This window comes from Belnapia arida, from assembly GCF_016773205.1.
GTDB lineage: Bacteria > Pseudomonadota > Alphaproteobacteria > Acetobacterales > Acetobacteraceae > Belnapia > Belnapia arida.
Genome location: NZ_JAETWB010000001.1, coordinates 1264471 through 1286035 on the forward strand (window position 1 = coordinate 1264471; position 21565 = coordinate 1286035).

At 70.7% G+C, this 21565-nt stretch carries 20 protein-coding genes; 13 read left to right on the forward strand and 7 right to left on the reverse strand.

The features are described 5' to 3' along the window. Positions 1–27: 27 nt before the first annotated feature. Complete coding sequence (locus JMJ56_RS06255) at positions 28–981, reverse strand: TIGR03557 family F420-dependent LLM class oxidoreductase (RefSeq protein WP_202830694.1); 954 nt, start codon at positions 979–981, stop codon at positions 28–30. 189 nt (positions 982–1170) lie between these two features. Between JMJ56_RS06255 and JMJ56_RS06260 the strand changes: the two genes are divergently transcribed. Continuing rightward, on the forward strand, positions 1171–2526 hold the full coding sequence (locus JMJ56_RS06260; protein WP_202830695.1) for a glycerophosphodiester phosphodiesterase family protein: 1356 nt from the start codon (positions 1171–1173) through the stop codon (positions 2524–2526). A 111-nt stretch (positions 2527–2637) separates the two neighbouring features. On the opposite strand, the gene JMJ56_RS06265 is transcribed toward JMJ56_RS06260, so the two are convergent. Continuing rightward, entirely contained in the window at positions 2638–4149 is a 1512-nt protein-coding gene (locus JMJ56_RS06265; RefSeq protein ID WP_202830696.1) for an aldehyde dehydrogenase family protein, read from the reverse strand. A 62-nt stretch (positions 4150–4211) separates the two neighbouring features. Beyond that, positions 4212–4511 carry a hypothetical protein gene (locus JMJ56_RS06270; RefSeq protein WP_202830697.1) on the reverse strand — a complete coding sequence of 100 codons (300 nt, stop codon included), beginning with the start codon at positions 4509–4511 and terminating at the stop codon, positions 4212–4214. A gap of 72 nt (positions 4512–4583) precedes the next feature. Between JMJ56_RS06270 and JMJ56_RS06275 the strand changes: the two genes are divergently transcribed. The 4 genes from JMJ56_RS06275 to JMJ56_RS06290 are packed head-to-tail and all read left to right on the forward strand — an operon-like array spanning position 4584 to position 9726. Beyond that, positions 4584–6053 carry a malonyl-CoA decarboxylase gene (locus tag JMJ56_RS06275; RefSeq protein ID WP_202830698.1) on the forward strand — a complete coding sequence of 490 codons (1470 nt, stop codon included), beginning with the start codon at positions 4584–4586 and terminating at the stop codon, positions 6051–6053. 53 nt (positions 6054–6106) lie between these two features. Next, positions 6107–7432, forward strand: a complete 1326-nt coding sequence (locus JMJ56_RS06280; RefSeq protein WP_202830699.1) for an SLC13 family permease — start codon at positions 6107–6109, stop codon at positions 7430–7432. Positions 7433–7488: 56 nt separating this feature from the next. Further along, positions 7489–8709, forward strand: coding sequence for a CaiB/BaiF CoA transferase family protein (locus JMJ56_RS06285; RefSeq protein WP_202830700.1), 1221 nt, complete (start codon positions 7489–7491; stop codon positions 8707–8709). A 30-nt stretch (positions 8710–8739) separates the two neighbouring features. After that, complete coding sequence (locus JMJ56_RS06290; protein WP_202830701.1) at positions 8740–9726, forward strand: alpha/beta fold hydrolase; 987 nt, start codon at positions 8740–8742, stop codon at positions 9724–9726. Here the strand turns inward: JMJ56_RS06290 and JMJ56_RS06295 are convergent. Genes JMJ56_RS06295 through JMJ56_RS06305 form a run of 3 tightly spaced genes read right to left on the reverse strand, consistent with a single transcriptional unit; the run spans position 9695 to position 12809 of the window. Next, on the reverse strand, positions 9695–10486 hold the full coding sequence (locus JMJ56_RS06295) for an SDR family NAD(P)-dependent oxidoreductase (RefSeq protein ID WP_202830702.1): 792 nt from the start codon (positions 10484–10486) through the stop codon (positions 9695–9697). The genes JMJ56_RS06290 and JMJ56_RS06295 overlap by 32 nt on opposite strands. Before the next feature lie 14 nt (positions 10487–10500). Then, positions 10501–11520 (reverse strand): porphobilinogen synthase, encoded by a 1020-nt coding sequence (hemB, locus tag JMJ56_RS06300; protein WP_202830703.1) that lies wholly within the window; start codon positions 11518–11520, stop codon positions 10501–10503. After that, a complete protein-coding gene (locus tag JMJ56_RS06305) occupies positions 11517–12809 on the reverse strand; it encodes an O-acetylhomoserine aminocarboxypropyltransferase/cysteine synthase family protein (RefSeq protein WP_202830704.1) in 1293 nt (430 codons plus the stop codon). Before JMJ56_RS06305 ends, hemB begins: the two co-directional genes overlap by 4 nt. Before the next feature lie 158 nt (positions 12810–12967). Here JMJ56_RS06305 and rpiB point away from each other — a divergent pair, with 158 nt between their 5' ends. The 3 genes from rpiB to nrdR are packed head-to-tail and all read left to right on the forward strand — an operon-like array spanning position 12968 to position 15166. Next, positions 12968–13411, forward strand: coding sequence for a ribose 5-phosphate isomerase B (gene rpiB, locus JMJ56_RS06310; RefSeq protein WP_202830705.1), 444 nt, complete (start codon positions 12968–12970; stop codon positions 13409–13411). Between the two features lie 4 nt (positions 13412–13415). Continuing rightward, entirely contained in the window at positions 13416–14717 is a 1302-nt protein-coding gene (glyA, locus tag JMJ56_RS06315; protein ID WP_202830706.1) for a serine hydroxymethyltransferase, read from the forward strand. Continuing rightward, on the forward strand, positions 14714–15166 hold the full coding sequence (gene nrdR / locus JMJ56_RS06320) for a transcriptional regulator NrdR (RefSeq protein ID WP_202830707.1): 453 nt from the start codon (positions 14714–14716) through the stop codon (positions 15164–15166). The genes glyA and nrdR overlap by 4 nt, the downstream gene beginning before the upstream one ends. A 40-nt stretch (positions 15167–15206) precedes the next feature. Here nrdR and JMJ56_RS06325 read toward each other — a convergent pair whose 3' ends face one another. Further along, positions 15207–16607, reverse strand: a complete 1401-nt coding sequence (locus tag JMJ56_RS06325; RefSeq protein WP_202830708.1) for an MmgE/PrpD family protein — start codon at positions 16605–16607, stop codon at positions 15207–15209. 102 nt (positions 16608–16709) lie between these two features. Between JMJ56_RS06325 and JMJ56_RS06330 the strand changes: the two genes are divergently transcribed. From JMJ56_RS06330 to JMJ56_RS06350, 5 genes are all read left to right on the forward strand, one after another. Beyond that, positions 16710–17669: a lytic murein transglycosylase gene (locus JMJ56_RS06330; protein ID WP_202830709.1), complete on the forward strand. Its 960-nt coding sequence runs from the start codon at positions 16710–16712 to the stop codon at positions 17667–17669. Next, the gene (locus JMJ56_RS06335; RefSeq protein WP_202830710.1) at positions 17666–18562 is read left to right on the forward strand and encodes a septal ring lytic transglycosylase RlpA family protein; all 897 of its coding nucleotides are present in this window, start codon (positions 17666–17668) and stop codon (positions 18560–18562) included. The genes JMJ56_RS06330 and JMJ56_RS06335 overlap by 4 nt, the downstream gene beginning before the upstream one ends. Positions 18563–18672: 110 nt before the next feature. Continuing rightward, positions 18673–19932, forward strand: a complete 1260-nt coding sequence (locus tag JMJ56_RS06340; protein ID WP_202830711.1) for a D-alanyl-D-alanine carboxypeptidase family protein — start codon at positions 18673–18675, stop codon at positions 19930–19932. Continuing rightward, a complete protein-coding gene (gene tmk / locus JMJ56_RS06345; protein WP_202830712.1) occupies positions 19932–20552 on the forward strand; it encodes a dTMP kinase in 621 nt (206 codons plus the stop codon). The genes JMJ56_RS06340 and tmk overlap by 1 nt, the downstream gene beginning before the upstream one ends. Further along, positions 20549–21565 carry a DNA polymerase III subunit delta' gene (locus JMJ56_RS06350; protein ID WP_202830713.1) on the forward strand — a complete coding sequence of 339 codons (1017 nt, stop codon included), beginning with the start codon at positions 20549–20551 and terminating at the stop codon, positions 21563–21565. Before tmk ends, JMJ56_RS06350 begins: the two co-directional genes overlap by 4 nt.

A 21565-nucleotide genomic window follows, 5' to 3' on the forward strand; every position in this document is an offset into this window, starting at 1 on the left:
CGGGCCAGGCCCGGGCACAACGCCGGTCTAGCGCAGAGCCGGCGCGAGGGTGCCGCGGAAGAAGTCGAGGAAGCCCTGCTGGTCCGGGCCGATCTGGCTGAGGATCAGGTGGTCGAAGCCGGCCTTGCGGAAAGTTTCCAGCCGCTCGAGGTGGCGCGACGGGTCGGGGCCGCAGGGGACCTGGGCGGCCATCATCTCCGGCTGCACATGCGCGGTGGCGGCGCCGAAGGCCTCGACGCTCGGCAGCTCGGCCATCACCGGCCAGCCGGTCAGCGCCCAGCGGGAATAGCGGTGGGCGGTCTCCATTGCTTCCTTCTCGCTGGCGGCGAAGCAGAGCGAGACCTCGGCATAGCAGGGGCCGTTGCCGCCCGCCTCGCGGTAGGCCTCCACCAGTTCCGGCTTCGGCTCGGTGGCGATCATGCCATCGGCCTTGTGGGCGGCGAGGCGGGCGGCCTCGGGGCCGCCGACGGCGAAGATCACCGGCGGCTTGCGCTCGGGCCGGTCGAAGAGGCGCGCATGGTCGAGCTGGAGGTAGCGGCCGCGGTAGTTGCTGAGCTCGCCGGTGAGGAGGCCGTTGATGATCTCCAGCGCCTCGCCCATGCGGGCATGGCGCTCACCGACGCCGGGCCAGCCCTCGCCGACGACATGCTCGTTCAGCCTCTCGCCGGCGCCGAGGCCGAGGGTGAAACGGTCCTCGCTGAGGATGGCGAGGGTGGCGGCGGCCTGGGCGATGATCGCCGGGTGGTAGCGCATGATCGGGCAGGTGACGGCGGTCATCAGGCCGATGCGGCTGGTGGCCTGGGCCATGGCACCGAGCACCGACCAGGCGAAGGAGGCGTGGCCCTGCTCCTCGACCCAGGGGGAGAAATGGTCGGAGATGGCGGAGAATTCGAAGCCGGCCTGCTCGGCCGCGACGAGGTTGCGGACGAGGGCGCGCGGGGCGTGCTCCTCGGCCATCAGCTTGTAGCCCAGGGTGGTCATAAGGGGGTGCCTTGCCGGTAGGGAGGGGTGCCTATGGCAACGTGGTGCCTACGGCCGGGTTCGGGACCACATGATATGGATTGAATACAATATAACTCTGCTGTCATCCGAGCGTCATCCGGCTGTTGCCCCTCGCCCCTAGCCTCCTGCGCCACGGCCGCAGCCAGGCGAGCCTGGGAAGGGGTATCAATGAGCGAGTTCAATACGTTGGACGGCGGGGCGCCGGAGGTCATCGGGCATCGCGGGGCGAGCGGGTACCGGCCGGAGCACACGCTCGAAGCCTACAGGCTGGCCATCGAGCTGGGCGCCGATGTGATCGAGCCGGACCTCGTCGTCACCCGGGACGGCGTGCTGATCGCCCGCCACGAGAACGAGCTCGGCGGCACCACCGATGTCGCCGACCGCGCGGAATTCGCCGACCGGGAGACGACGAAGACGATCGACGGACAGGAGATCACCGGCTGGTTCGCCGAGGACTTCACCCTCGCCGAGATCAAGACCCTCTATGCCCGCGAACGCATCCCCGAGGTGCGGCCGGACAACACCGAGTATGACGACCTCTACCGCATCCCGACCCTCGACGAGGTGATCGAGCTGGTGCGACAGGAGGAAGCCCGGACGGGACGCGAGATCGGCATCATCCCGGAAACGAAGCACCCGACCTTCTTCGCCCAGGAGGGCACCTATCTCGACGGCACGCCGATCCAGCAGGACACCAGCCAGCTGCTGGTCGATGCGCTGGTGAAGGCCGGCTTCACCGACCCGGAGCGCGTCACCATCCAGTCCTTCGAGCTCGGCAACCTGATCGAGCTGCAGAAGGAGATCATGCCGGCGTCGGGCATCGACCTGCCGCTGGTGCAGCTGCTCGGCGGCTCCTACGACCTGGCCTTCAACTTCGACCCCGGCAAGGCGGCGCTCGGTGCCGATGCGTCGATCTATGACGTGCTCGGGCTCGACCTCTCGATGGAGAGCGCGATCAACGAGGACCTGCTGAGTGCCGAGGCGCTGCAGGCCATGGCGCGCGTCTATGCAGAGGGGATCGGTCCGTACAAGGACTACATCCGCCCGGTCACCGAGCTGGAGACGCCGGTGGATGGCGATGGTGACGGCGAGGCCGAGATCACCCGGCAGCTCACCGGCGAGACCACCTCGCTGGTCGAGGATGCGCATGCGGCGGGGCTGGAGGTGGCGCCCTATACGCTGCGGGCGGAGGAAAGCTTCCTTTCCCTCACGCCGGACGGGAAGGTCGAGACGCTGACGGAGGAGGCGCGGGCGCTGATCGAGATCGGCGTCGACGGCATCTTCACCGACAACCCCGATATCGGCCGCGGCGCGGTGAACCAGGAATTCGAGGCGCGGAACTGGGAAGGCGCCGACTGGGATGCCATCGCCGCCGAGGCCGCGCGGAACTTCGAGCGCACCGGAGAGTGGTATGTCTCGGGCATCGGCTTCGGCGATCCGGACCGGGCCGAGGTGACGGACTGGAATGCGGTCGCGGCACAGGTCGAGGCGAATTTCGCCGCGACGGGGCAGTGGTTCGTCTGACAAGCGTGGTTGCCTTCCGCGGCTTCGCCGCGGAAAGCGGTGCGAGGTTCGAGGGATGGAGCGAACCTCCGGGGCCCCCGCGGCGCCGCGCAGCGGCGTCGTGGGGAGATATCAGCCCATGTTCACCATGATGGTCTTCTTGTGGGTGAAGTGCTCGAGCATCGCCTCGAGCGAGGCTTCCTTGCCGAGACCGCTCGACTTCACGCCGCCATAGGAAAGGTTGGCCTGGACGACGAGGTTCTGGTTGATCTGGACGAGGCCGGCTTCCAGCCGGTGCGCCAGGTCGAGCCCAACCTTCAGGTTGTTCGTCCAGAGCGAGGCGGCGAGGCCGAACTCGCTGTCGTTGGCCTCTTCCAGCACCGACTCCGGGTCGTCGAAGGGGGCGATGACGGTGACCGGGCCGAAGATCTCCTCGCGCACCAGGCGGCTGTCGCGGCCGAGGCCCGTGAAGATGACGGGCTGGATGAAGAGCCCCTTCTTCAGCGCGGAGTCGGTCGGCATGGCGGAGCAGACATGGGCCGTCGCACCCGGCGTCGCCTTGCCTTCCTCGATGAAGCCGCGGACCTTCTCGAGCTGACCCTCAGAGACGATGGTGCCGATATCGGTCGCCTCGTCGAGCGGGTCGCCCATGGCCATCTTGTTCACCGCGTCCTTCATCGCCTGGACGAAGCGATCGAAGATGGGGCGCTCGACATAGATGCGGCTGGCCGCGGTGCAGCTCTGGCCCTGGCGGGTGAAGCGCATGGAGGTGAGCGCGCCGGAGACCGTCTTGTCGAAGTCGCAGTCGGCGAAGACGATCATCGGCGACTTGCCGCCGAGCTCGAGCGTGACGGGGATCAGCTTCTCGGCCGCCGCACGGGCGACGATTTTGCCGGTCTCGACGCTGCCGGTGAAGGTGAGCTTGCGGACCAAGGGGTGCTCGACCAGCGGCGCGCCGCACTCCGGGCCGAAGCCCGAGAGCATGTTGAAGACGCCGGCGGGGAGGACGCGGTTCATCAGCTCGCAGATGCGGAGCACGGCGAGCGGGGCTTCCTCGGCGCTCTTCACAACGACGCTGTTGCCGGCGACGAGGGCGGGCGCCACCTTCAGCGCCATCAGCAGCATCGGCACGTTCCAGGGGATGATGGCGCCGACCACGCCGAGCGGCTCGCGCACCGTCACGCTGAGGACGTTCGGCGCGAAGGGCACGCTCTCGCCCTTCAGCTCGCTCCCCAAGCCGCCGAAGAATTCGAAGATGTCGGCGACGACGCCGGCCTCGACGCGGCTCTCGGTGCGGAGCGCCTTGCCGGTCTCGAGGGCGATGAGGCGGGCCAGCTCCTCCTGGTGCTCCTTGATGAGCGCGGCACACTGGTGGACGAGGGCGCCGCGCTTGCGGGCCGGCATCTTCGCCCATTCCTTCTGGGCCTTCGCGGCGTTCTGCACGGCGGCGTCGACATCGGCGGCATCGCCCTCGGCGGCGCGGGCTACCTCCTCGCCGGTCGCCGGGTTGACCACGGCGAAGCTCTGGCCGTTGCGGCCGGGGACGTAACCGCCGCCGATGAAGTGGTGGCCGGAGAGGGCCTTGGCCAGCGCGAAGGGGTCGAGGCTGGGGGCGGCGGGGGTCGGCATGGGCCGGTCGAGCATGGGTTCCTCCGAAGCTGTGCCCGGACCATGGCAATGGGGTGGGGCTTCCGCAAGGCACCCCGTCACCGCAGCTTTCCCCGATAGCGAAGCGATTGCCGGTTCAGCCCGGGAAGCAGGGCGGGCTCGGCCTGGATGCGCTCGGCGATGGCGACGGCCGCGGCCAGCTGCGGCTCGGTCAGGTGGCGGATGGCGGGGCGGCGCACCGCCTCAGACCAGGGCCGGCCGATGGCGGCATCGAGGCAGACCCGCATGAAGCAGTGGTCGAGGCGGATGGGCCAGCCCTCGGCTGCGGCCATGCCGGGCAGCACCTCCCGGGTCAGCGCCAGCCAGCGGGCCTCCAGGGCGGTTCGATGCGGCGGCATGGCGCTCCTTGCCCGACTTCTTTTGGCACGACATACGGCGTAAGCCATCGCCTGCCAGAGGAGGGGTATCGCATGCCGCCTGTCGCCCTGAGCCTGTCCGACAGCCGCACCTGGCTGGAGCGGGTCTGGTCCAGCATCGCCGATCGTGGCCGGGCCTATGCCGACGTGCCGTCGAGCCGGCTGCCGCCGCTCGACCGGGCCCGGCACCTGACCGAGGCGCTGCTCTCCGAGCGCGGCGAGGCTTCCGGTGCCGCGGTGGCGCGGGAGCTGCACGAGAGCCTCGCTCAACTGGTCGGGGAGGACCGCGTCGCCTTCCTCCGCTTCCTCGCCGAGGGTTTCGGCCCCGACCCGGAGCGGCTGCGCCGGGCGGCGGAGGCTTGGATGGCGGAGCCCACGGCGGAGGCCGCGGCCCGCTTGGCCGAGGCCGCCGAGCCGCCCCGGCAAGAGCTGCTGCGACGCATGAACATGGCCCCCGGCGGCACCACCACCCTGGTCGGGCTGCGCAAAGAACTGGCCGGGCTGATCAGGGGCGAGCCGGCGCTTCGGGTGCTGGATTCCGACCTGCGGCATCTCTTCGCCTCCTGGTTCAACCGCGGCTTCCTGGAACTGCGCCGGATCGACTGGCAGACGCCGGCGGCTGTGCTGGAGAAGCTGATCCGCTACGAGGCGGTGCATGAGATCCAGGGCTGGGAGGATCTACGCCGCCGGCTCGATGCCGACCGCCGCTGCTTCGCCTTCTTCCACCCCGCCCTGCCGGGCGAGCCGCTGATCTTCGTCGAGGTGGCGCTGGTCCAGGGCCTGGCCGCCGCGGTGCAGCCGCTGCTGGCGCGGGACGAACCGCCGGCCGACCCGGCGCGGGCGGATACCGCAATCTTCTACTCCATCTCCAACTGCCAGGAGGGGCTGCGCGGCATCTCCTTCGGCAATTTCCTCATCAAGCAGGTGGTGGAGGAGCTGAAGGCGGAACTGCCCCAGCTCACTACCTTCTCGACGCTCTCGCCCGTGCCCGGCTTCCGCCGCTGGCTGGAGCGGGAGATTGCATCGCCGCCGGAGGAGGGTCTGTTCCGCCCGGAGGAGGCCGCGCTGCTGACCGCGACCGCCGCGGCGGAAGATGAGCCGGCCGCCCTTCACGCGCTGACAGAGGGCGAATGGTGGCAGGAGGAGGCGAAGCGGGAGGCGCTGCACGGCCCGCTGCTGCGCTTGGCCGCCACCTACCTGACCCGGCCGGCGGCGGGAAAGCCCGGCATCGACCCGGTGGCGCGCTTCCACCTCGGCAACGGCGCGCGGCTCGAGCGGGTGAATTGGCTCGGCAATACCTCCGCCCGCGGCATGCGCGAGAGCTTCGGGGTGATGGTCAACTACCTCTACGACCGCGACCAGATCGAGGCGAACCACGAGCGCTTCGTGCATTCGGGCCATGTGGCACGGTCCGCCGCCGTGGAGGCGCTGCTGCAGGCACCGAAGCCAGAGGCCGCGCCGTCCCGCTCCGCCCTGGCGCGGCTGCTGGGCGGCGAGGAGAAGCCCGGCGGCAAGCCGGCCTGAATCGAGGATGAGGCGGGCCGGCGGAGACCGGCCCGGGGGGAGAGGGAGTGCCCATGTCGCCGCAGACCACCACCATCCTGGGGCTGGTCGTGATGTTCGTCGTCGCGACCGTCCTGCCCCTCAACATGGGGGCGCTCGCCCTCGCCATGGCCTTCCTGATCGGGACGCTCTCGGTCGGGATGACCTCCGCGCAGATCATCGCCGGCTTCCCGGGCGACCTCTTCGTCACCCTGGTCGGTATCACCTACCTCTTCGCCATCGCGCAGAAGAACGGGACGGTGGACTGGCTGATCCATATGGCGGTGCGGGCCGTGGGCGGGCGGATCGCGGCCATCCCCTGGATCATGTTCGCGGTCGCCGCGGCGCTGACCGCGGTGGGGGCGGTGAGCCCCGCGGCCTGCGCTATCCTTGCCCCGGTCGCGCTGCAATTCGCCAGGGCCTATGCGATCAGCCCGCTGATGATGGGGCTGCTGGTGATCCATGGGGCGCAGGGCGGCGGCTTCTCGCCGATCAGCATCTATGGCGGCATCACCAACCAGATCGTCGCCCGCTCCGGCCTGCCGGGGCACGAGACGATGCTGTTCCTGGCCAGCCTCGGCTTCAACCTCGTCGTCTCGGCCGGCGTCTTCCTCGCCTTTGGGGGGCGGGCGCTGCTCGGTCGGCGGGCGACGGCGCCGGCGACGGATGGCGCGGGGGCGGCGGTCACCGGCCTGGCGATCGCGGGGCACGGCACCAGCGCCGATGCCAGCCTGACGCCGCCGACCCACCCGCAGCAGGGCGGGCTCAACCTGCATCAGGGTGCAACGCTGCTGGGGCTGGCGGTGCTCGCAATCGGCGGGCTCGCCTTCGGCATCAACATCGGGCTGCTGGCGGTGACGGTCGCGGTAGCGCTCGCCCTGCTCGACCCGAACGAGCAGAAGGGCGCGGTCGACAAGATCGGCTGGTCCACCATCCTGCTGGTCGGCGGCGTCGTCACCTATGTCGGCGTGCTGCAGAAGTCGGGGGCGATCGACAGCGTGGGGCAGGGGGTCTCCGGCCTCGGCGCGCCGCTGCTGGCGGCGCTGCTGCTCTGCTACATCGGCGGCGTAGTCTCGGCCTTCGCCTCCTCGGTGGGGGTGCTGGGGGCGATCATCCCGCTCGCCGTGCCCTTCCTGCAGCAGGGGCAGATCGGCGTCGGGGGGATGATCGCCTCGCTCGCCATCTCCTCGACCATCGTCGATGTCTCACCCTTCTCGACCAACGGCGCGCTGGTGGTGGCGAATGCGCGGCCGGAGGAGCGGGAGGGGGTGTACCGGCGCTTCCTGGTCTACAGCATCCTGGTCGTCGTCGCCGGGCCGCCGCTGGCCTGGCTGGTCTTCATCCTGCCGGGCTGGATGTAGCGGCGCGGCTGGTGCATCAACGGGCGGGATCAGGCGCCGAGGCAAGGGAGAAGGCGATGCAGGACGGACGGGAAGGCGGGGCGGTCGGGCCGCTCAAGGGGCTCAGGGTGCTCGACCTGACGCGGGTGTTGGCGGGGCCGACCTGCACCCAGATGCTGGGCGACCTCGGCGCCGAGGTCTTCAAGATCGAGCGGCCTGAGGCCGGCGACGACACCCGCGGCTTCGCCCCGCCCTTCGTGCCCAACACGAAGGAGAGCGCTTACTTCGTCGGGGTGAACCGCAACAAGAAGTCGGTCACCCTCGACCTCGCCAGCCCCGACGGCCAGGCGGTGATCCACCGGCTGCTCGGGCATTGCGACATCCTGGTCGAGAATTTCAAGGTGGGCGCGCTGGCGAAATACGGTCTCGGCTGGGAGCAGCTCAAGGCCAAGTACCCGCGGCTGATCTACTGCTCGATCACCGGCTTCGGCCAGACCGGGCCCTACGCGCCGCGGCCGGGCTACGATGCGCTGATCCAGGCGATGGGCGGCGTCATGTCCCTCACCGGGGAGCCGGATGGCACGCCGCAGAAGGTGGGCGTGCCGGTGGCCGACCTCTTCGCCGGACTCTATGGCTGCATCGGCATCCTGGCGGCGGTGAATCATCGGAACGCGACGGGGGAGGGGCAGCAGATCGATATCGGCATGCTCGACACCCATGTCGCCTGGCTGGCCAACCAGGGGATGAACTACCTGGCGACCGGCGAGAACCCACCCCGACTCGGCAACCAGCACCCGAACATCGCGCCCTACCAGGAATATCCCACTAAGGACGGCTACATCATCCTGGCGGTCGGCAACGACCCGACCTTCGAGCGCTTCTGCAAGGCGAACGGGCTGGAGCACCTGCTGGCCGATGAGCGCTTCGCCACGAACCCGAAGCGGGTGCAGAACCGGCAGCTGGTGACGGAAACGTTGACGCCGGTGATGCAGTCGAAGACCACGGCGGAGTGGATCGAGGTGCTTGAGGCGCTGAAGATCGGCTGCGGGCCGATCAACACGCTGGAGCAGGTCTTCGCCGACCCGCATGTGCAGGCGCGCAACATGGTGCTGGAGCTGCCGCATGCCTCGGGCGAGACGGTGAAGGTCATCGCCAACCCGGTGAAGCTCTCGGCGACGCCGCCCGCCTATCGCAGCCCGCCGCCGGTGCTCGGCCAGCATACGGAGGAGGTGCTGGGCGGCTTGCTTGGGATGCCGGCGGCGGAGATCGCGGCGCTGCGGGAGAAGGGCGTCCTGTAACCGCGGCAGCGGCAGCGCGTTGGCGGGGGCATGACGCCCTCGCTCGTGCCCTTCCGCCCGCGTCCGCCCTGGCTGGGCGGCACCCTGCAGACGCTTCGGGCGCTGCGCTGGCCCTGGCCGGCGCGGCTGCCGCCGGGGCACCGGCTCTGGCTGCCGATGGCGGATGGCGACGCGCTGGCCGCCATGCTGCACCTTCCCACCGCAGACGCCGGCCGGCCGCTGGCCGTGCTCGTCCACGGGCTGACCGGGACGGAGGACGACCCCTATCTGCGCGAGGCCGCGGCGGGACTGCTGCGGCGGGGCTTTCCCGTCTTGCGGCTCAACCTGCGGGGCAGCGCGCGCAGCCTGGCGCGGAGCACCAGCCACTACCATCTCGGCCGCAGCGCGGACCTGGCCGAGGCGCTGGCCCTGCTGCCGGAGGCGCTGGCCGGGCAGGGAGTGGTGCTGGCCGGCTGGTCGCTCGGCGGGGCGCTGGTGCTGAACCTGCTCGCACGGGGCGGGGAAGGCATGCCCGCCATCCTCGGCGCGGCCGCCATCGGGCCGCCGCTGGAGCCCGAGGTGGCCTATGCGGCGATCGATGCCAACCCCGTGCTCGGCCGGGCGCTGCTGGCGCTCTACCGGCGGGAGGTGCTGGCCGTGCCGGCGGCCGACCTCCCTGATGCGCTCCGCCGGGCGGCACGGCAGGCTGGGTCCCTCACCGAATTCGAGGCGGAGGTGACGGCGCCGCGTTTCGGCTATCCCTCCTTCGCCGTCTTCTGCGAGGTGAACCGCCCGGCTGCCGCCCTGCCGCGGCTGCGCGTGCCGACCCTGCTGCTCATGGCGGAGGACGACCCGCTGGTGCCGGTCTCGGTGATGGACGGCATCGACTGGGCCATCTGTCCGGCCGTGCTGCCGCTTCGCGTCGCGGGCGGCGGACATTGCGGCTTCTACGACCGGGACGCAGAGAGCCTCTCGGTGCGGGCGATCGGCGCCTTCTTCGAAGGGCTCAGTAGCCCGGCCGGGGCGTCAGCTCCATGATGGCCTGATCGAGGCCACCATCGACCAGGATCTCGCCGCCGGTAACGTAGCTCGCCCGCGCGCTTGAGAGATAGATGACAGCATCGGCAATGTCCTGCGGCGTGCCGATGCGGCGGAGCGGCAGGATCGCCTCGCGCCGCTCCTTGACGCCGGGCGCCTGGTAGAAGCTCTCCGACATCGGCGTGCGGATCAGGCCGGGGCTGACCACGTTGCTGCGGATGCCGTCCGGGCCCCATTCGAGTGCCAGTTGACGCGAGAGCATGGCGACCGCCGCCTTGCTCGGGCTGTAGCCGCCGCTGCGGGGCTGAGGGTTGCTCGCCGCGATGGAGGCGATGTGGACCAGGGACCCGCCGCGGCCGAGCATCTGCGGGCGGAAGGCCTGGGCGCAGAGCAGGTACCCGGTGAGATTCACCGCGAGCAGCGTGTTCCACTCCTCGAGCGGGAGGGTGGCGAGCGGGCCTGCGCGCAGGATGCCGGCATTGTTGACGAGGATATCCGCCGGGCCGAGCTTGTCGGCCGAGGCGCGGGCAGCGTCCGCGATGCTGGCTTCGGAGCCGGTGTCGCAGCGGATGGCGGCGACGCGGCCGCCGGCGGCGGTCAGCTGGCTCTCGAGCGCCAGCAGCCCATCCTTCTCGCGGTCGAGCAGGGCGACGGCGGCGCCCGCCTCGACAAAGGCGGCGGCGATCGCGCGGCCCATGCCGCCCGCGGCGCCGGTGACGACGGCGATCCTGTCGCCGAGGCCGAGCCAGTCGGTGTTCATCGCGTGCTCCTCCGTCAGCGGGACCTGAGCAGGCGCGCCGCCTCCACTGCAAAATAGGTCAGCACGCCATTGGCGCCGGCGCGCTTGAAGCCGAGCAGGCTCTCCATCATGGCCCGTTCGTGCTCCAGCCAGCCGTTGCGGACGGCGGCCATGATCATCGCGTACTCACCGCTCACCTGGTAGGCAAAGGTCGGAACGCCGAAGCGGTCCTTCACCCGGCGCACGATATCGAGATAGGGCATGCCCGGCTTGACCATGACCATGTCGGCGCCCTCGGCGAGGTCGAGCGCCACCTCGCGCAGCGCCTCGTCGGTGTTGGCCGGGTCCATCTGGTAGGTCTTCTTGTCGCCCCGAAGGGCCTTGCCGCTGCCGACGGCGTCGCGGAAGGGGCCGTAGAAGGCGGAGGCGTATTTCGCCGCGTAGGACATGATGCGGGTGTCGATCAGCCCGGCCTCGTCGAGCGCCGCGCGGATGCTGCCGATGCGGCCGTCCATCATGTCGGAGGGGGCGATGACGTCGATGCCGGCCGCGGCCTGGTTCACCGCCTGGGTGACGAGGATGGCGACGCTCTCGTCGTTGTGGACGTACTCGCCGGTGGGCGTGCCGCGGATGACGCCGTCATGGCCGTGGTCGGTATAGGGGTCGAGCGCCACGTCGCCGACCAGGCCGAGATCGGGGAATTCGCGCTTCAGCAGGCGGGCGGCGCGGCACATCAGGTTCTCGGGGTTGAGCGCCTCGGTGCCCTCGGCATCCTTCAGCTCCGGCGGCGTCATCGGGAAAAGCGCGACGGCGGGGATGCCGAGGCTCGCCGCCTGCTCGACATGGCCGGCGAGGCGGTCGAGCGTGACGCGCACGACGCCTGGCATGGAGGCGACGTCGGTGGTCTGGCCGGTGCCCTCGCGGATGAAGATCGGCCAGATCAGGTCGTCGACCGTCAGCGTGTTCTCGGCATTCAGCCGGCGCGTCCAGGCATCGCGCCGGTTGCGGCGCATGCGGGTCGCCGGGAAGGCCCCGGTCGGGGTGCCGATGCTCATGCCGCCTCCAGCGCCTGGGCGAGGTCGGCGATGATGTCCTCCACATGCTCGATGCCGATGGAGAGGCGGACATAGCCGGGGGTCACGCCGGTCGCCGCCTGCTCCTCGGCGGAAAGCTGGCTGTGGGTGGTGGTCGCCGGGTGGATGGCCAGGGACCGCGCATCGCCGATGTTGGCGACGTGGTAGAGCAGCTTCAGGTTGTCGATGAAGCGGGCGCCGGCCTCGGCGCCGCCCTGCATCTCGAAGCCCATGAGGCTGCCGTAGCCGCCATGCAGCGCCGCGTCGGCCCGGCGCTTCGCCTCGCCGGTCTGGACGCTGGGGTGGATGACCTTCGTCACCTTGGGGTGGGAGGAGAGGTAGGCGGCGACCTTCAGCGCATTGGCGCAATGGCGCTCCATGCGCAGCGGCAGCGTCTCCAGCCCCTGGAGGAACATGAAGGCGTTGAAGGGCGACATCGGGGCGCCCATGTCGCGCAACAGGCAGGTGCGCATCCTGAGGATGTAGGCGATGGGGCCGAGCGGCTTCGCCGCCTGGCTCCAGACGGCACCGTGGTAGCTCGGATCCGGCTGGTTGAGCGTCGGGAAGCGATCAGCCCCGGCCTCCCAGTCGAAATTGCCGCCATCGACCACGATGCCGCCGATGCTGGTGCCGTGGCCGCCGATGAACTTGGTCGTCGAGTGCATGACGACGGCGGCGCCGAGGGCGAGCGGCTTGCAGATGATGGGAGCCGCGGTGTTGTCCATGATCAGCGGCACGCCGAGGCGGCGGCCGATGGCGGCGACCTCCTCGATCGGGAAGACCTGCAGCTTCGGGTTCGGCAGCACCTCGGCGTAGTAGCAGCGGGTGCGGGCGTCCGTGGCGCGGGCGAAGCCCTCCGGATCGGCGGGGTCGACGAAGCGGACCTCGACGCCGAACTGCTTCAGCGTGTTGGCGAAGAGGTTCCAGGTGCCGCCGTAGAGGTCCGTCGAGGAGACGATGTTGTCGCCCGCCGAGCAAAGGTTCATCACCGAGAAGCTGGTCGCCGCCTGGCCGGAGCCGACCGCGAGCGCCGCCACGCCACCCTCGATCGCCGCGATCCGCGTCTCGAGGGCGTCGCAGGTCGGGTTCATGATGCGGGTGTAGATGTTGCCGAGCTCGGCCAGGCCGAAGAGCCGGGCGGCATGGCCGGTGTCCTGGAACTGAAAGCTCGTCGTCTGGTGGATTGGCACGGCGACCGAGCCGGTGGTCGGGTCGGCCCGGTAGCTGCCGCCATGCAGCGCCAGGGTCTCGGGATTGGTGCTGTTGACCATGGGGTGTTCCTCCGTCCGCCTATCCGTGCCATGTCCGGGGCCGGGACGGAAGCGGGATGAGGAGGGGCCCCGGGACGGCGCGGATGCAGGCCAGGGTTGCGCCCAAGCCCTTGTGGGCACCATATCCCGACCACCCCATTGCGTGGTAGGGACGGCCCATGACCCAGCTCCCCATCGCCATCGGCGGCGACCATGCCGGGCTGCCGCTCAAATCCGTGCTGCAGCAGGTCCTGGCCGAGGCCGGATACCGGTTGATCGATGTCGGCACCAACTCGGCCGAGAGTGTCGACTACCCGGATTTCGCCCACAAGGTCGCCCGCGCGGTGGAGACGGGCGAGGCGCGCTTCGGCGTGCTGGTCTGCGGGACCGGCATCGGCGTGCAGATCGCGGCCAACCGTCATGCAGGCATCCGCGCGGCGGTGCTGCATTCCACCACCGAGGCGCGGCTGACCCGCGCGCATAACGACGCCAACATCGCCTGCTTCGGGGCCCGGACGACCGGGCCGGAATTGGCGCTGGATGCGCTGCGGGCCTTCCTCGCCACCGAATTCGAGGGCGGGCGGCATGCCCGGCGCCTCGCCAAGCTTGCTCCGAACGGGTGACGCCATGAACGAGACAACCGCCTACCGCAGCCCTGATCGCTTCTTCAGCGCCTCGGTGGCCGAAGCCGACCCCGAGCTCGCCGCCGCCATCGGGCAGGAGCTGGGCCGCCAGCAGGATGGCATCGAGCTGATCGCCTCCGAGAACATCGTCTCCCAGGCGGTGCTTGAGGCGCAGGGCTCGGTGCTGACCAACAAATATGCCGAGGGTTATCCGGGCCGGCGCTATTACGGCGGCTGCGAGTATGTCGACGTGGCGGAGACGCTGGCGATCGAGCGGGCGAAGCAGCTCTTCGGCTGCGGCTTCGCCAATGTGCAGCCGCATAGCGGGGCGCAGGCCAACCAGGCGGTGTTCCTGGCGCTGCTGCAGCCGGGCGATGCCTTCATGGGGCTCGACCTGGCGGCGGGCGGGCACCTGACCCATGGCTCGGCGGCCAACCTTTCCGGCAAGTGGTTCAAGCCGGTGCCTTATACGGTGCGGCAGGAGGACCAGCTGATCGATATGGCGGAGGTCCGCCGGATCGCGCTCGAGAACAAGCCGAAGCTGATCATCGCCGGCGGTTCGGCCTATGCGCGGGTCTGGGACTTCGCCGCGTTCCGGGCGATCGCCGACGAGGTGGGCGCCTGGTTCATGGTCGACATGGCGCATTTCGCCGGCCTCGTCGCCGGCGGGGCGCACCCTTCGCCCTTTCCGCATGCGCATGTGGCGACGACGACGACGCACAAGACGCTGCGCGGGCCGCGCGGCGGCATGATCCTCACCAATGACGAGGCGCTGGCGAAGAAATTCAACTCAGCCGTCTTCCCGGGGCTTCAGGGCGGGCCCTTGATGCATGTGATCGCCGCCAAGGCGGTGGCCTTCGGCGAGGCGCTGAAGCCCGAGTTCCGCGCCTATGCCCGCGCCGTCGTCGCCAATGCGGTGGCGCTGGCCGAGGAGCTGAAGGCGCAGGGCCTCGACCTCGTCACCGGCGGGACGGAGAACCACCTGCTGCTGGTCGACCTTCGGCCGAAGGGGCTGACGGGCAAGGCGGCCGAGGGGGCGCTCAACCGGGCGCACCTCACCTGCAACAAGAACGCCATCCCCTTCGACCCGGAGAAGCCCATGGTCACCTCCGGCGTCCGCCTCGGCACGCCGGCCGGCACCACGCGCGGCTTCGGCGAGGCGGAGTTCCGCGAGGTCGGGCGGCTGATCGGCGAGGTGCTGGACGGGCTGGCGCGGGCCAACGATGCCGCGGCCAACTCGGCGGTGGAGGAGAGCGTGAAGGCGCGGGTGCTGGCGCTCTGCCAGCGCTTCCCGATCTATCGATGAAATGCCCCTATTGCGGCAGTGACGACACCCAGGTGAAGGACAGCCGCCCGGCGGAGGACGCGGCGGCCATCCGCCGCCGGCGCTCCTGTCCGGCCTGCGGCAGCCGCTTCACCACCTTCGAGCGGGTGCAGCTCCGCGAGCTGACGGTGCTGAAGACCGATGGGCGCCGGGCGCCGTTCGACCGGGAGAAGCTGGCGCGGTCCATCCGCGTCGCGCTGCGCAAGCGGCCGGTCGACGAGGACCGGGTGGAGCGCATCGTCAACGGCATCCAGCGTCGGCTGGAGACCGAGGCCGACTCGGAGGTGACCTCGCGGCAGATCGGCGAGATCGTCATGGAGACGCTGAAGGAGGTGGACCAGGTGGCCTATGTCCGCTTCGCCAGCGTCTACCGCAATTTCGGCGAGGCGAAGGATTTCCGCGCCTTCCTCGGCCAACTCGAGGACAAGTAGGGCCGGGGCGCCAGGCCCTGGCCCGCCCTGGCGCCGGGGGTTATTCCCCGGCGAGCCGTGCCGCCATCATCGGCGCGCCGAGGCGCAGCATGCCGTTGACGTCGGCCGCGCGGTCGAGGCCGATCACGGCATCGGCGAGTTGCACCGCACGGTCGCGGCCGAGCACGGCATCGACCAGCCCATGGAACTTGGCCCGCAGCTCGGCCTCGGTGAGGAAATTCTCCGGCTCGCCCTTGGCGATCTTCACCACCCGGACATGCTCCTGGCCGCGGGCGCGGAGCGTCAGCTTGCCGGACATGTATTCCGGGAAGAAGGCCTGAATCTCGGGGTCCTCGACGCAATCGACCTTGGGCAGGACGCTGCGCACGGCCGGGTCCTGCAGCAGGGCGTAGCTGTCCCAGCCCATCTGGCCATGCACCAGGCCGCAGGCGACGACGAAGGGGCCGCTGAACTGGCCGTCCACCACGTTCTGCGGGTTCTGCTTGTACGCAAGCGGGGCGCCGACCAGCAGCATGCCCTTGTTGGGCAGGCCCATGGTGACGGCTTCGATTTCCTCCGCCTTCAGCCCAAGCTCGTTGTGGAAGGCGATGGCGGCGTCGACGCAGGCATGGCCGTAGCGGCAGGAGGGGTAGGGCTTCACCGCCGTGTTCATCAGCTCGAACTGGTGGCCGAGGCCCTGGAGGGCGCGCTCGGGCACCGGGTTCGGCGCATAGGCGCGGAGGAAGCCGGCCTTGCCCTCGAAGGCCTCGGCGGCGCCGCGGAAGCCCTCGCGCGCCAGCGTCGCGGCGGCGAGGCCGTTCATCGCCGACCAGCCGACCTGGAAGCGCTTGGTCCAGGCGCCGTTCGCCAAGAATTGCAGGCTGCCGGCGGCCTGGGAGAGGGCGATGCCGAAGGCGTCCTGCATCCCCTTGGCATCGAGGCCGAAGACCCGCGCGGCGGCGGCGGCCGCGCCGAAGGCGCCGCAGGTGGCGGTCGGGTGGTAGCCGCGGTCGTAGTGGTCGCCGCCCGGCAGGGCGAGGGCGAGGCGGCAGGTGACCTCGTAGCCGGCGACGATGGCCGAGAGGACGGTGCGGCCATCGGCGCCGACCATCTCGGCGGCGGCGAGCGCCGCCGGGATCACCGGGGCGCCGGGATGCAGCGTGCCGGCCGCATGGGTGTCGTCGAAGTCGAGGCTATGGGCCAGCGCGCCGTTCAGCATCGCGGCGCCGGCCGGGGTGTAGCGGGCGCTGTCGCCGAGCACGGCGGAACCGCCGGCGGCGAGGCCGAGGGCGCGGGCCATGGCGAGCAGGGCAGGGGTGCTCTCCGCATCGTGCCGGCCGCGGATGATGTTCCCGACCAGGTCGAGCACCAGGAAGCGGGTGCGCTGCTGCACCTCGGGCGGCAGGGTGGCGAAATCGAGCGTCGCGCAATACTGGGCGATGGTTTCGGTGACGGCGACCATGACGTTTTCCCTCGGCTTCCCTCGATCCTAGCACCATCGCCCCGGCTTCCAAGAGCACGCGGTAGTTGCGGAAGGGCCAGGGCCCGTGGCACCTGTCGCGGCATGATTCCTCGCCGCTCGTTCCTTGCGATTCCGCTGGCGCTCGCCGCACCGGCCCGCGCCGCCACCGCCTCCTTCGATGCCTTCCTCGACGGCGTCCGCGGGGATGCCCGCCGCGCCGGCGTCTCGCCCGGCACCATCCAACGGGCCCTCAGCGGCCTCCGTCCGATCGATCGGGTGCTGGAGCTGGACCGGCGCCAGCCCGAAGGGTCGCTCAGCTGGGAGGAGTATCGCGACCGCATCGTATCCCAGACGCGGATCGAGAACGGGCGGCGCAATTATGCCGAGAGCCGCAGCCTGCTCTCCGCCATCGGCACGCGCTACCGGGTCGATCCCCGTGTGATCGTGGCGATCTGGGGGATGGAGACCAATTTCGGCACCAATACCGGCGGCTTCGGGGTGATCGAGGCGCTGGCGACGCTGGCCTGGGACGGGCGGCGGTCGAGCTATTTCCGCACGGAGCTGATCGCGGCGCTGAAGGTGCTGGATGGCGGGCATGTGGCGCCGGCGCGGATGAAGGGAAGCTGGGCCGGGGCGATGGGGCAGCCGCAATTCATGCCGAGCAATTTCGAGCGGCTGGCCGTCGATTTCGACGGCGACGGGCGGCGGGACATCTGGGACAGCCGGGCGGATGCTCTGGCTTCCATTGGCAACTACCTCGCCCGCCATGGCTGGCGCGACGAGGAGCCCTGGGGCCAGGCGGTGCTCGCCCCGGCCGGCTTCGAGCAGGAGCGGGCGGAGACGGAGAGCAAGCGCCCGCTGCGGGACTGGAGCCGGATGGGCTTCCGCCGGCAGGATGGCGGGCCGCTGCCGGCTTCGGAGATCGAGACGGGCCTCGTTCTGCCGCGGAACGGCACCACCCAGGTCTTCCTCTGCCATAAGAATTTTCAGGTGATCCGCCGCTACAATCCGCCCGTGAATTACGCGTTGGCCGTGGGGCTGCTGTCGGACCGCGTCGCTTGAGGCAGGCCGCAGCCCTGGCGCTGGTCCTGCTGGCGGCGGGCTGCGATCGTCAGGCGCCACCGCCGGCCTCGACCGGCCGCTACATGCTTGGCGAGCCTTATGCGCTGGGCGGAGTCTGGTCCTACCCGCGCGAGGATTTTGGCCTGGAGGAGAGCGGCATCGCCACCGTGCTGCCGCGTGGCCGGCCTGGCCAGCGTACCGTCAATGGCGAGGCCTATGACCCGGACCGGCTGGTCGGCGCGCACCGGACCTTGCAGCTTCCCGTCATCCTCTCGGTCTGGAACCTCGAGAACGGGCGGGAGATCCGCATCCGGGTAAACGACCGGGGGCCGGCGCAGCCGGGGCGGGTCGTGGGCCTTTCGCCACGGGCGGCACAGCTGCTCGGCATCGCCGCGGGCGGAGCGGCGCAGGTGCGCATCCGGGTCGAGACCGGGCCGAGCCAGGCCCTCGCCGGCGCCTTGCCGAGCCTGGACCGGCCAGCTCTCACCTTGGTCGCCGCCCCCCGTGCCGCCGTCGAGCGCGAGGCCCTTCCGCCGCTGCCGGGTGCGCGGGAGGCGGCAGTGCGCCCGGCCCTCGCGCAGACGGCGGCACGGCCGCTGGCCGAGGCGCGACCGGAAATACCGCCCGACCCGCTGCCGGAGGCCATCACCAGCCGGCCGGCGCAGCCTGGACGGCTGGTGGTCGAGGCCGGCAGCTTCTTCCGCCGTGACCTGGCACAGCGCCAGGCGGCGCGAATTCCTGGCGTTCGGCCGCGGGTCGAGCCCTTCGGGGCGGGACGCCTGCCGCAATACCGGGTCGTCGCCGGGCCCTTCCCCGACATCGCCACGGCCGACCGGGCGATTGGCGCGGTGCTGCGGGCGGGTCTGCCGGAGGCTCGGCTGCTGGTCGAATAGCGTCCCGCAAGCCACGCCAGCATCTCGATTTTCGGCAGGCGCACACAAGGCCTTGAGCGGCTGGGGTGCAACGGCGTATGCGATGCGGAGCGCACCGGAGTCCGCCCGCCATGTCCTCCCGCCCTGATGCCCCGAAGCCCGGCGTCCTGGGTCCCACCCGCCGCGGCCTGGTCCTGCCTGCCGCCGCGGCCCTGACCGCTGCCAGCCTCCCGGCCCTGGCGCAGCCGCGCAACTCCGCCCGTCCCGGCGGCGCGGCACCACGCAATGCGCCCTCCGGCCCGGCGCCGAGCCCCGCCAGCACGCCGCTCGGCCCCTTCGACACCATCGCCCGCCAGGCACTCATCATCGATGCCGACACCGATGCGGTGCTGCTCGAGAAGAATGCCGATGAGCGGATGCCGCCATCCTCCATGTCGAAGCTGATGACCATGTACATGGTCTTCAGCATGCTGAAGGAGGGCCGGCTCAAGCTGGACCAGGAGCTACCGGTCAGCGAGCGCGCCTGGCGCATGCAGGGCAGCAAGATGTTCGTGCAGATCGGCGGCACCGTGCCGGTGGAGGCGTTGATCCGCGGCGTCATCGTGCAGTCGGGCAACGATGCCTGCATCGTCCTGGCGGAGGGCATCGCCGGCTCCGAACAGCAATTCGCCGAGATGATGAACGAGAAGGGGAAGCAGATCGGTCTGACCGACAGCACCTTCCGCAACGCGACCGGCTGGCCCGATCCGGAGCACCGGATGAGCTGCCGCGACCTCGCCCGGGTCGCCCGGCACATCATCAACGACTTCCCGGAATACTATAAGTACTACAACGAGCGCAGCTTCACCTGGAACAACATCACCCAGGAGAACCGCAATCCGACCCTGGCCCGCGTCCCCGGTGCCGACGGCCTCAAGACCGGCCATACCGAGGAGGCCGGCTACGGCCTGACGGCCAGCGCCAAGCGGGGCGACCGGAGGCTGATCCTGATCTTCAACGGCCTCCCCACCATGCGGGCGCGCGGCGAGGAGAGCGAACGGCTGCTGGAGTGGGGCTTCCGCGAGTTCGAGAACGTCGTGCTGTTCCGCGCGGCCGACGTGATCGAGGAGGTGCCGGTGCATCTCGGCGACCGCAAGACTGTGCCGCTGGTCGGCGGCAAGGATGTGGTCGTCACCCTGCCGCGGCAGTGGCGCCAGCGCCTTCAGGCCAAGCTGCGCTATGACGCGCCGCTCACCGCCCCGGTGCTGAAGGGGCAGGAGCTTGGTCGGCTGGAGGTCGGCGGCCAGGGCGTGCCGAACCTCTCCCTGCCGCTACTGGCCGGGGCCGATGTTGACAAGCTCGGCCTCGTCTCACGCATCCCGGCGGTGATCGGCCGCTGGATCGGCGGCTGATGGTGCGGGGCCGCTTCATCACGCTGGAAGGCGGGGAGGGGGCGGGGAAGTCCACCCAGGCAGGGCGGCTGGTCGCGGCGCTGGCGGCAGAGGGCATCCCAATGCTCCGCACGCGCGAGCCGGGTGGGGCGCCGGGGGCGGAGGCGATCCGCTCCGTCTTGCTCGGGCAGGGGCCGTGGGACGGGGTTGCGGAGTGCATGCTGCACTTCGCCGCGCGGCGGGAGCATGTGGAGCGGACCATCCGGCCGGCGCTCGAGACCGGAACCTGGGTCGTCTCCGACCGCTTCGCCGACTCGACGCTCGCCTATCAATGCTTCGGCCAGGGCGTGCCGCGCCGGGTCTTCGATGCGCTGGCGGCGCTTGCGTTGGAGGGGTTGCGGCCCGACCTTACGCTGGTGCTGGAGATCGATCCCGAGGCGGGCCTTGCCCGCGCCGCCGCCCGCGGCGACGCCAATCGCTATGAGGCGATGGATACCGACTTCCATGCCCGGGTCCGCGACGGTTTCCGCGCCATTGCGGCGGCCGAGCCGGATCGGTGCCTGCTGCTGGACGCGACCGGCACGCCGGAGGGCGTCGCCGGCGCAATCCTGAAGGCCGTCCGCGCCCGCCTGCTGCCGTGACGCCGCCCGAGCCCCGCGCCAATCCGGAGCTCGTCGGGCACGATGATGCCGCACGCACGCTGGAGGAGGCGGCGCGCTCCGGCCGGCTGCCGCATGCCTGGCTGATCGCAGGGCCTTCCGGAGTCGGGAAGGCGACGCTCGCCTATCGCTTCGCCCGGTGGCTGCTGGCCGGGCTGCCGCCGGCCGCGCGGGGTGCTGTGCCGCTGCGTCTGCCGGAAGAACACCCTGTCTTCCGCCGTGTCGCCGCCGGCGCCCATGCCGACCTCTTCAGCATGGCGCCCAATACAGGCGAGCGCGGCAAGAAGGAGGTGCTGCGGGCCGAGGATGCCCGCGCCGCCCTCCGCTTCATGGCGATGACCGCGGCCGAGGGCGGCTGGCGCGCCGTCGTCGTCGAGGAGCTGGAGCGGGCGGAGCGCGAGGTCGTCCCCAACATCCTGCTGAAGACGCTGGAGGAACCGCCGCCGCGCACCGTGCAGCTGCTCGTCACCAGCGCGCCGGACCGGCTGCTGCCGACCATCCGCAGCCGCTGCCGGCGGCTCGACTTGGCGCCGCTGCCCGATCCGGCGATGCAGGGGCTGCTCGGCCGCTGGCTGCCGGAGCTGGGCGGGCCGGAGCGGGCCGGACTCGCCCGCATCGCCGATGGCTGCCCCGGCCGCGCCCTGCTGCTGGCGGAAGGCGAGGGGCTTGCCCTGCAATCCCTTGTCGATGAGGTACTGGCGGGCTTGCCGCGGCTCGACCCGCGCCTGGCGCAGGACATCGCCGACCGGGTGACGGCACGGCGCGATGCGGCGGCGCTCACCACCTTCATGGCCCTGCTGCGGCGGGCGATGGCCTCAGGGCTGCGCGGCGCGGCACGCGAGGGCACGGCGCTGCGCTGGGCCGAGGGCCGCTCGCTTGCCGAGTGGTCTACCCTGTGGGAGAAGCTGGGCCGCCTCGCGGACGAGACGGAGCGGTTGAACCTCGACCGCAAGCAGGCCGTCCTGAGCAGCCTCGGGATGCTCGCGGTCCGCTGA